Genomic DNA, 1,336 nt, shown 5'->3' with positions numbered 1-1,336 from the left:
ATCAGAACGCGGCGTAGATTGAAACTACGGCGAGCCTGATCCTCCTAAGCCAATCAAACGCTCGTGTTCCAAATCATTCGATGACGGACACTACACTGGAGCAACAAGCCGGACTTGAAGCCCAACAGACGACACTCTCGGAAGTTGGATGCGAGAAAATTTACTCAGAACAAGTCTCCTCTATTGCCCGTAGAGAGGCGCTCAGTGAAGCTCTCAGCTACTGCAGAGAAGGAGATGTCCTCATTGTCACTAAGCTTGACCGCCTTGCTCGTTCAGTCAGGAATTTAGGCGAGATCGTGGATGAGCTCACAAAGAGAGGCGTCGCACTGAGGGTACTCGATATGTCCCTTGATACGTCCACAGCTACAGGCAAGCTCATGTTGAATGTGCTCGGGTCCATCGCTCAGTTCGAACGAGAGATGATGCTGGAACGGCAGAGAGAGGGGATAGCCAAAGCTAAAGCTGAGGGTAAATACAAAGGTAGAAAACCAACGGCACGTATGAGAGCCTCTGAGGTGCTTCAGCTACTGGGGCAAGGCTACAAGAAGCACGAGATCGCCCAGCGCTTAAGTATTTCTCAGAGATCGGTCTATCGGATCGTTAATGAGGCTCATCAGTCAGTCGCTGTGGAAGGGCAGCGCTGAATTGGTCAGCAAAATGAGCAACTAATGGCTGATAAACAAAGCCGAAAAGACACGTACCAATAACTGCCGGGGACGCTGAGAATTACACCTTCTGACAATGGATAAGGAAGTCTGCCACATGGACTACATGGCTTTTCATTGACCTGAGCCCCAAGTTACCTCCGCCTCGCGGAGAGTCCTTGGGTTCGATTTGATGGCCTTACGCGGCCAGTTTGTCCATCGTTCTTTTCTCAGCAAATTCTCTGGGCGTCAGGTTTCCGAGCGCCGAATGTGGTCTGTGGGTGTTGTAGTCCTCCTGCCATTCTTCCAGCGTGTTACGGGCCTCGGCCAGTGAGCCGAAGAGCGTTTCGTTCAGACATTCATCTCGAAGCTTGCCGTTGAAGCTTTCGACGAAGGCGTTCTGCTGTGGTTTGCCGGGCGCGATATAGTGCCAGTCGATCCCAGTCTCTTGCACCCATCGCAGTATCGCAATCATGTATGGAGCTATGACTTCGTTCATTGTCGAACCGACGATGGCAAAGCTTTTCGGACGCTGAACATCCTTGATGAGCACAGCCGGGAGTGCCTTGCGATCAGAGTGAAGCGCAAGCTGAACTCGGTCGTGTCAATGGCATCTCAAATTTCCCCAGAACGGGCAGGTTAAAATTCCCCAGTTTGGCGGTTTCGGTTGTCAGCCGGTTCAGTGACTTGCT

General features: G+C 51.8%; 1 protein-coding gene and 2 pseudogenes. 2 read left to right on the top strand and 1 reads right to left on the bottom strand.

Features of this window, described 5'->3' with window-relative positions:
• Positions 1-80: 80 nt before the first annotated feature.
• Complete coding sequence (locus tag ACR0AM_RS21590; RefSeq protein WP_480623999.1) at positions 81-644, top strand: recombinase family protein; 564 nt, start codon at positions 81-83, stop codon at positions 642-644.
• A 199-nt stretch (positions 645-843) separates the two neighbouring features.
• Here ACR0AM_RS21590 and ACR0AM_RS21585 read toward each other — a convergent pair.
• A pseudogene (locus ACR0AM_RS21585) lies at positions 844-1,113 on the bottom strand (integrase core domain-containing protein); the annotation flags it as partial.
• On the opposite strand from ACR0AM_RS21585, the pseudogene ACR0AM_RS21580 reads away from it, so the two are divergent.
• Positions 1,111-1,242: pseudogene (locus ACR0AM_RS21580) on the top strand (IS3 family transposase); the annotation flags it as partial. The pseudogenes ACR0AM_RS21585 and ACR0AM_RS21580 overlap by 3 nt on opposite strands.
• Between the last annotated feature and the right edge of the window lie 94 nt (positions 1,243-1,336).

This window comes from Ruegeria sp. AD9, assembly GCF_056542305.1.
The sequence above is the reverse complement of the archived record's forward strand: the minus strand, read 5'-3'. Positions and strand labels throughout refer to the sequence as shown.

Bases quoted from the DNA above. Each gene is read 5' to 3' on its own strand.
- ACR0AM_RS21590 (WP_480623999.1), top strand. From the start codon at position 81: ATGACGGACACTACACTGGAGCAACAAGCCGGACTTGAAGCCCAACAG.